This window comes from Spongiibacter sp. UBA1325 (genome assembly GCF_002306875.1).
Taxonomy (GTDB): Bacteria; Pseudomonadota; Gammaproteobacteria; order Pseudomonadales; family Spongiibacteraceae; genus Spongiibacter; species Spongiibacter marinus.
In genome coordinates this window covers 599-832 of record NZ_DBTD01000010.1, presented here as the reverse complement: position 1 = coordinate 832, position 234 = coordinate 599, and positions in this window count along the sequence as shown.

The window sequence follows — 234 nt, the reverse complement described above, 5'->3', positions numbered from 1 at the left end:
TTCGACCACTCAGCCACCCCTCCGGAGAAGCCCGAGATTATACCTAGGTTTGTTTCTGAAACAAGCGTATTTCTAAAAAAGACTTATAAATCAGATGGGTGTGGCTAAAAATTAGGCAAAAAAAGCCCGGCATTTGCCGGGCTTAGGTGAGATATCGTCAAACTTAGTTCCGGGGGTCGTTGGCCGCTCTTGGCAGCTTCGGACGATCCGGGTTAGGTTGCGCCATAACACTGG